General features: G+C 66.0%; 3 protein-coding genes. 1 reads left to right on the top strand and 2 read right to left on the bottom strand.

Translation table 11 applies throughout. The annotated features are described in order from the left end of the window. Positions 1–23 precede the first annotated feature (23 nt). On the top strand, positions 24–296 hold the full coding sequence (locus WAL33_RS03220) for an EscU/YscU/HrcU family type III secretion system export apparatus switch protein (RefSeq protein WP_422178421.1): 273 nt from the start codon (positions 24–26) through the stop codon (positions 294–296). A 54-nt stretch (positions 297–350) separates the two neighbouring features. Here the strand turns inward: WAL33_RS03220 and gltA are convergent, their stop codons facing one another. Both gltA and gltX read right to left on the bottom strand, forming a co-directional pair. Continuing rightward, entirely contained in the window at positions 351–1,631 is a 1,281-nt protein-coding gene (gltA, locus tag WAL33_RS03225) for a citrate synthase (RefSeq protein ID WP_422178423.1), read from the bottom strand. A gap of 57 nt (positions 1,632–1,688) precedes the next feature. Next, on the bottom strand, positions 1,689–2,749 hold a 1,061-nt coding region (gene gltX, locus WAL33_RS03230), incomplete at its 5' end, for a glutamate--tRNA ligase (protein WP_422178425.1).

Consider the following 2,749-nt stretch of genomic DNA (forward strand, 5'->3'; position numbering starts at 1 on the left):
GGCCAGTTCCTGGACCAGGCCACATGACCGGCCCCATCCGCTCCGCCGGGCCGCGCATCGCCGTCGCCCTGCGATACGACGAGCCCAACGCCCCGCGCGTGGTCGCCTCCGGTCGCGGCTGGGTCGGCGACAAGATCATCGAGACGGCCCGCGAGCACGGCGTGCCGATCGAGGAGAACCCGGCCCTGGCCCAGGCCCTGTCGACCATCGAGCTCGACGAGGAGATCCCCGAGGCGCTCTACGTCGCCATCGCCGAGATCCTGGGCTTCATCCTGCGCAGCGCCGAGGGGCGCTAAAGAAAAAGGCCCCGCTTTCGCGAGGCCTTTTCCAATTCAGCGATGCCGAAGCGCTTAGCCGCGCTTGTCGACCGGCGTGTAGTCGCGTTGCGTGGCGCCCGTATAGAGCTGGCGCGGGCGGCCGATCTTGCGCGTGGGGTCCTCGAACATTTCCTTCCACTGGCTGATCCAGCCGACGGTGCGGGCCAGGGCGAACAGCACGGTGAACATGTTGGTCGGGAAGCCCATGGCCCGCAGGGTGATGCCCGAATAGAAGTCGATGTTCGGGTACAGCTTGCGTTCGATGAAATAGGGATCGCTGAGGGCGACCTTTTCCAGTTCCATGGCCACGTGCAGCAGCGGATCGTTGATGCCGAGCTGCTCGAGCACCTCGTAGCAGGTCTTCTGCATCACCTTGGCGCGCGGATCGAAGTTCTTGTACACGCGGTGGCCGAAGCCCATCAGCTTGTACTTCTTGTCCTTCACGCCCTGCACATAGGCGGGGATGTTCTCGACCGTGCCGATCTCTTCCAGCATCTCCAGGGCTTCCTGGTTGGCGCCGCCATGCGACGGGCCCCAGAGGCAGGCGATGCCGGCGGCGATGCAGGCGAACGGGTGGGCGCCCGACGAACCGGCCAGGCGGACGGTCGAGGTCGAGGCGTTCTGCTCGTGGTCGGCGTGCAGGATGAAGATGCGGTCCATGGCCCGGGTCAGCACCGGGTTGGGCGTCCAGTCCTCGGCCGGGACCGAGAAGCACATGCGCAGGAAGTTTTCCGAATAGGACAGCTCGTTGCGCGGGGTCACGAACGGGCGGCCGACGCTGTACTGGAAGGCGCGGGCGGCGATGGTCGGCATCTTGGCGATCAGGCGGTGGGCGCTGATCTCGCGTTGCTTGGGATCATCGACATTGAGGCTGTCGGCGTAGAAGGCCGACAGGGCGCCGACGGCGCCGGTCATGATCGCCATCGGGTGGGCGTCGCGGCGGAAGCCCTGGAAGAAGCTGTCGAACTGGGCGTGCAACATCGTGTGGTAGGTGATGTTGTGCTCGAACTGGGTGAATTCCTCGGCCGTCGGCAGTTCGCCGTTCAGCAGCAGGTGGCAGACTTCCAGGAACGAGGACTTCTCGGCCAGCTGGTCGATCGGATAGCCGCGGTGCAGCAAAATGCCGGCGTCGCCGTCGATATAGGTGATCTTGCTTTCGCACGACGCCGTCGAGGTGAAGCCCGGATCGAAGGTGAAGTGGTCGCTGTCGCCGTAGAACTTTCGCACGTCGACCACGTCGGGGCCCGTGCTGCCCTTGAGGATCGGCAGGTCGTAGGTTTTGTCGCCGATCGTCAGCGTGGCTTTATCGGTCATGCGAGAGACCCCTTCGATAATGGAACGGTCAGTCCGTTTTTCGATTTCGCGGTTGCGTTATAGCGCCTCATGCGCGGACGCCAGAGCGTCGTCAAGTCGCCCCAGAGACTCCTCGCGTCCCAGCGCGGCCATGATCTTATTCAGGTCCGGGGCCTGGGAGCCGCCCGTCAGGATTCCGCGTAACGACGGTCCGAACTTGCCAAAGCCCACGCCTTCGGATTCCGCGAAGGATTTCAACAGGTTTCCAAGATCCTCCACGTCCCAGACCGGCGCCGCGGCCAGTTGAGCGCGCAGGCGGGCCAGCCGTTCCACGGTCTCGTCGTTCAGCTGCTTAAGGGTCTTTTCCTCAAGCGCCAGCGGACGCACCTTCAACGCGAACGCGCAGTGCTCGGCCAACTCCAGGATGGTTTTGGCGCCTTCCTTGACCTGCGGCACCACGGCCAGGAGGCGCGCGGCGGCGTCGGTCGGCAGCTCCGCCTTCTGGGCCTGCAGGGCCTTCAGGGTCAGGTTCGCCAGGCGGTCGTCCTGCGCCACGCGCAGATGCTGGCCGTTGATGAAGTTCAGCTTGGCCCAGTCCAGGCGGGCCGGGGCCTTGACCACGTCCTTGATGTCGAACCAGCTGATCGCCTGCTCGTCGCTGAACACCTCGTCGTCGCCATGGCCCCAGCCCAGGCGCGCCAGATAGTTGCGCATGCCCTCGGGGATGTAGCCCATGTCGGCGAACTCGCCGACCGCCTGGGCGCCGTGGCGTTTGCTGAGCTTGGCGCCGTCCGGGCCGTGGATCAGCGGGATGTGGCCGAAGGCCGGCAGGGTCCAGCCGTTGGCCTGGTAGATCAGGGTCTGGCGGGCGGCGTTGTTCAGGTGGTCGTCGCCGCGGATCACGTGGGTGACGCCCATGTCGTGGTCGTCGACCACCACGGCCAGGTTGTAGGTCGGGGCGCCGTCGGCGCGCAGCAGCACCAGGTCGTCCAGATCGGCGTTGTTGAAGGTCACCGGGCCCTTGACCAGGTCGTCGACCAGGGTCGTTCCCTCGGTCGGACCCTTGAAGCGGATGACGTGCGGCAGGCTGGGATCGTTCGGCGGCGGCGCGTCGCGCCAGGGCGAGCGCAGGGCGGGGC

The organism is Caulobacter sp. (assembly GCF_049283275.1).
In the GTDB taxonomy this organism is placed as follows: domain Bacteria; phylum Pseudomonadota; class Alphaproteobacteria; order Caulobacterales; family Caulobacteraceae; genus Caulobacter.